This window comes from Bacillus sp. 05T31 (genome assembly GCF_056396725.1).
Window position 1 is genome coordinate 1 of record NZ_JBFTMA010000296.1, and the last position, 4,872, is coordinate 4,872.

The 4,872-nt window shown below is 34.6% G+C and carries 6 protein-coding genes and 1 pseudogene; 6 read left to right on the top strand and 1 reads right to left on the bottom strand.

Features of this window, described 5'->3' with window-relative positions:
- From AC1DJR_RS17345 to AC1DJR_RS17365, 5 genes and pseudogenes are all read left to right on the top strand, one after another.
- Positions 1-131 (top strand): annotated as a pseudogene (locus AC1DJR_RS17345) (DUF1405 domain-containing protein); the annotation flags it as partial.
- 25 nt (positions 132-156) lie between these two features.
- Positions 157-843, top strand: a complete 687-nt coding sequence (lit, locus tag AC1DJR_RS17350; RefSeq protein WP_002064533.1) for a lipoprotein intramolecular transacylase Lit — start codon at positions 157-159, stop codon at positions 841-843.
- Between the two features lie 107 nt (positions 844-950).
- Complete coding sequence (ypjB, locus tag AC1DJR_RS17355; RefSeq protein ID WP_002168786.1) at positions 951-1,736, top strand: sporulation protein YpjB; 786 nt, start codon at positions 951-953, stop codon at positions 1,734-1,736.
- A gap of 105 nt (positions 1,737-1,841) precedes the next feature.
- A complete protein-coding gene (locus AC1DJR_RS17360; protein WP_002086606.1) occupies positions 1,842-2,522 on the top strand; it encodes a zinc metallopeptidase in 681 nt (226 codons plus the stop codon).
- A gap of 133 nt (positions 2,523-2,655) precedes the next feature.
- Complete coding sequence (locus tag AC1DJR_RS17365; RefSeq protein WP_002011844.1) at positions 2,656-3,306, top strand: uracil-DNA glycosylase; 651 nt, start codon at positions 2,656-2,658, stop codon at positions 3,304-3,306.
- A gap of 28 nt (positions 3,307-3,334) precedes the next feature.
- Here AC1DJR_RS17365 and AC1DJR_RS17370 read toward each other — a convergent pair whose 3' ends face one another.
- Positions 3,335-4,216 (bottom strand): YitT family protein, encoded by an 882-nt coding sequence (locus AC1DJR_RS17370; RefSeq protein ID WP_002011845.1) that lies wholly within the window; start codon positions 4,214-4,216, stop codon positions 3,335-3,337.
- 505 nt (positions 4,217-4,721) lie between these two features.
- Here AC1DJR_RS17370 and AC1DJR_RS17375 point away from each other — a divergent pair.
- A partial coding sequence (locus tag AC1DJR_RS17375; protein ID WP_477003115.1) for a nucleoside triphosphate pyrophosphohydrolase family protein occupies positions 4,722-4,872 on the top strand: 151 nt, incomplete at its 3' end.

Here is a 4,872-nt window from a genome sequence, read left to right on the forward strand (position 1 = left end):
TGCCGAGATATGGGATTATGCATTTATTTGTAGAGAAAATTGGTTATTTTACGTTTTGGTTAAGTATTGCTGTACTGTGTATTACATATTATTATTGCTTACGTGAGAACCGAAAACAGTTTTCTTTATGATGGTGAGGACATTTAGGGGGAGAAAATGAAGAAAAATAAGAGCGGTATAAACATATTGGATAGATTGATCACTTTAGTAGTTTCCTATAGCATAGCATTTTCTGTTTTCGCTCTCGCGACAACGGTAGTTGTATATGGAAAATGGTTGTATTATTTTGAAATTGATTTTTTAAATATTCCAGATTTAGCGGATATGACGAAAGATGAAATTAAGAGAAACTATGATGTGCTTATTACATATTTATCGCCGTTTTATGAAGGTGCATTACAATTGCCGACATTAGATATGTCCACAAATGGACGCATTCATTTTGTAGATGTTAAAAATATTTTAGTAAAGATTCAATATATAATGTATGGAACGATTGTAATTGCTGTATTAGGAGGAGCGTATTTATTAAAAAAGAAAAAAGAAAAGTTTTTACTTCACGGAGCGATTCTTACAATTATTTTTCCAATAGCTCTTACGTTACCAATTGCTATTAATTTTGAAAAGAGTTTCGTATTATTTCATAAGCTTTTATTTAGCAATGATTATTGGATGTTTGATATTGAAACAGATCCGGTTATTTTAATGTTACCGGAAGAATTCTTTATGCATGCTGCATGTATTATTTTATTATTGATTTTAGGTGGTAGCATGCTTTGTTACGGTGTGTATAAATATTTAGTGAAAAAGAAAAGGGTTTCAAAGAAAAAATTCTCTGTTTAAAGAGAATTTTTTTGTTTTCATAGAGATAATATATTTTTTGGTTTTGTTCTGTTCTATTCTTGTCCAATTCCACATATTTTGTACTAGTAGTTATAGGGGGGACCGGGATGAAGAGAACATTAATTGGACTGATAGCATTTCTAATTATAATGTTTCCAGTACGTATATATGCTGAAGAGTGGAGTGAACTAACTGGATTGCTAGATGACTCTTTGCAGTTAGTGAAGAAAAAAGAAGATGAAAAGGCAATACAAGTACTGTACCATTTCTCAGAGCAATTTCTATCAAAGGAGAATGAAAATAATTCAAAAGTAACTCCGGGACAAATTAGAGTCGTTTCTTTAGCATACGATAAGGCGAAACAATCTCTCGCGGAAGATTCAGATAGGCAAGTTAAAGTGGATAATATGTTAGCGTTACAACTTGCTGTTGATGCACAAGTATCTAAATATCAGCCACTTTGGATGGAAAGAGAAAGAAAGATAATGAATGCTTTTTCTCAAGTAGAAAAGGCGATGGAAAAAGACGATGATGGACAGTTCCAGCAGACGCTAAATACATTTTTAAATGAATTTAATATTATTTATCCTAGTTTAATGATTGCTCTGCCAGAAAACGAAGCGCAGCGTGTAAATGCACATTTATCTTATTTGGATGAATTTCGTAACGTTATGTTAAAAACGAAAGGTGGACAAATGCAACTAGGGATTATTAAAGGTGATTTGCAAAAAATATTTCATACAGTAAAAAAAGATGAGATTGCTCCCTCTCTCATTTGGTTTATGACAATTACTGGAGGACTTATTTTGTTCACTTTAACGTATGTTGGATGGAGAAAGTATAAAGGGGAGAGAGAGAAGCGGAGAAGCAACTTGCATTCTAAAGATAGATAATACGCATAAATAAAGATACGGATTGTAAGGTTTATTTATTGACAACGGTGGAAGAAAAAAATAGAATGAGAAGTACTATAATTAAAACTTCAATGGAGGTTTATGATGTTTTATTTAATTTACTTCGCGATCATTTTGATCATACCGTTGTATGCACAGTCAAAAGTACGTAGTGCCTATAGCAAGTATTCACAAGTTTATTCAACATCAGGTATGACAGGAGCGGAAGTGGCTCGAAAAATTTTAGATGAAAATGGATTGTACAATGTAGCCGTAGAAGAAACGCCAGGTCATTTGTCAGATCATTATGACCCGCGTGTAAAGACGGTTAGATTATCGACAGATAACTATTATGGTCATTCAGTTGCTGGTACAGCTGTAGCAGCACATGAAGTAGGACACGCAATTCAAGATGCGAAAGATTATAACTTTATGCGTGTACGCCATTCGTTAGTGCCAGTTGCTAATTTTGGTTCAAACATGTCATGGGTTTTTGTCCTAATTGGTGTATTTGCACAAATGTCTGGTTTGTTGTTACTAGGAATTATTTTAATGGCAGCAGGTGTTATTTTCCAACTTGTTACATTACCAGTTGAGTTTGATGCATCAAAACGCGCAATGCAACAAATTGAAGCACTTGGTATCGTATCAACAGATGAGTACGGTCAAGCTCGTAAAGTATTAAATGCGGCAGCATTAACATATGTAGCAGCAGCTGCTGTAGCAGTATTTGAATTATTACGTCTCGTATTAATTTATACTGGTATGCAGCGTAGCGATGATTAAAGACTATCAATTTTGATAGTCTTTTTTTGTTTTGTGGATTGAATCTTATAATATGTTACAAATGGAAATAATAGAGAGAATATGGGGTATAGAACTAGTTAAAATAAAGATAAGTATGGAATGATGAAAGAAGGTGACGGACATAGAATATCCATATTATTTAGTTAAACAAGTGAAGGAGCGTAGTGCTACATACCAATTAGAAGGTTTTTTAAGTGGACAGGGCCCTAAAAACCCGAAATTAATGCTTGTTGGAGAAGCACCCGGTGAAACAGAAATTCATAATGGGATTCCATTTAGTGGGAGAGCGGGAAAACATTTAATGGAATTTTTAGAACGTATTCACGTTACAAGGGAAGAAGTATATATTACGAGTGCGGTCCGGAGTAGACCTTATAAATGGAGAGAGAAAAGGGAACGAAATGGCGAAATAATACAGAAGAAGTACAATAGAACACCGAATCAAGGTGAGATACTTGCCCATGCACCTTTGCTAGATTATGAACTGGAATTTATACAGCAGCCGGTTATTGTCACACTTGGTAATATTGCATTACAGCGTTTAGTTGGTAAAAATAATAAAATTACGGATGTTCATGGAGAATTGTTAAAGCAACCTGTGCAGCGATTGAAAGATAGCAGCAGTACAGAATTTATTTGGTCAGAAAAAGAATATCATATTTTTCCGACCTTTCATCCAGCTTCTATTTTCTATAATCGGAGTTTGTTGGAGCTTATTTATGAGGATTTGGAGAAACTTAAAAGATTTATAATAAAAAACTAGAAAAGCTACAGAGCTTTTCTAGCTGAATTTAATTATGTAACGGTTTTTTATTTTCATCTAATGTAAATCCTTCACCAACAACATCGTGTACATCACTTACAGCGACAAAGGCATGTGGATCTACTGAAATAATGATATTTTTTAATTTTACGATTTCATTTTTAGCAACAACACAATATAGCACATTACGTTCTATTTTTGTATAGGATCCAACTGCTTTTAAAAAGGTTGCTCCGCGCTCCATTTCGGATAAAATTTTTGAAGCAATTTCATCGTTTTTATCAGAAATAATAGTTGCTCCTTTTGCTGCATAAGCACCTTCTTGCATGAAATCAATAACCTTAGCCCCGATAAAAACAGCAACTAACGTATACATGCCCTCGCGATATGATAAATATGTAAGAATAGAGATAATGATAACGACCGCATCAAACATAAACATCGTTTTTCCCATACTCCAGCCAACATATTTGTGAGCTAGCCTTGCGATAATATCAACACCGCCAGTAGTCCCGCCGTATTTGAATATAATTCCAAGTCCTATGCCGATAAATGCCCCAGCGAATAAAGCAGCCAGTGTCATATCGTTTTGCAAGTTTAAATGTAAGTTGAGAACCTCGTAGCGCTGAAACACCCAAAGGAATAAAGAGACGCTAAATGTACCGATTAATGTGTATAAAAATGTTGTTCGGCCGAGTAATTTCCAGCCAATGAAAAATAGAGGGACGTTTAAAATTAAGTTTGTATAGGAAGGATCAAGTGAAAATTTAAAATATAATAATAGCGTAATGCCGGTAAATCCACCCTCTGCAAGATGGTTTTCAATATTGATATTCACAATACCGAAAGAAAAAATAGCGGAACCGATTAAAATAAAAATGATATTTCGAATCTTCAAATTTGATGTCATTTAGAAATCCCCCTAATTATGTAATGATTGCATTGCTCCTCTTAAACGATAGAACATAATAATAAGTTATTTCTAGTTGATAGTAAAAATAGAGAATGGTATAAGAGCTTAATTAGTTCAGCCTGATATTGTGCGGAAAAACTGCAAAAGAAAGTTTCACTTTACCCCGTCCCAACGGCTGGTAGAGGGAAAAGCGAAGAAGAAAAGGTCGAACCAGCCGCAGGGACCCGATTGGTTCAGGCTGATCTTTTGCAAAAATCACGCAAAAGAAGTTTCACTTTACCCTCTAACGGCTGGTAGAGGGTAAAACAGTGAAGAAAGGTCGAACCAGCCGTAAGGGCCCGATTGGTTCAGGATGATTTTTTGTAAAAATCACGCAAAAGAAGTTTCACTTTATTATAGTCTATCCTAAAAAGAGTCGTAAATAGTGATATGAGGGAATAATATTTGTCAAATCGCGATGAATTGGCTAACATGAAAGAGGAAGGAATAAGAGGTGACTAGTATGGAAGCAAAAACGATGAAAGATATGCAGAAAGAAGTAGATGCATATATCGGTCAATTTAAAGAAGGGTATTTTAGTCCGCTTGCAATGATGGCTCGTTTAACTGAAGAAATGGGAGAGCTTGCAAGAGAGGTTAATCATTATTATGGTG

Coding starts and splice junctions, on each gene's coding strand:
- lit (WP_002064533.1), top strand. CDS start 157: ATGAAGAAAAATAAGAGCGGTATAAACATATTGGATAGATTGATCACT.
- ypjB (WP_002168786.1), top strand. CDS start 951: ATGAAGAGAACATTAATTGGACTGATAGCATTTCTAATTATAATGTTT.
- AC1DJR_RS17360 (WP_002086606.1), top strand. CDS start 1,842: ATGTTTTATTTAATTTACTTCGCGATCATTTTGATCATACCGTTGTAT.
- AC1DJR_RS17370 (WP_002011845.1), bottom strand. CDS start 4,216: ATGACATCAAATTTGAAGATTCGAAATATCATTTTTATTTTAATCGGT.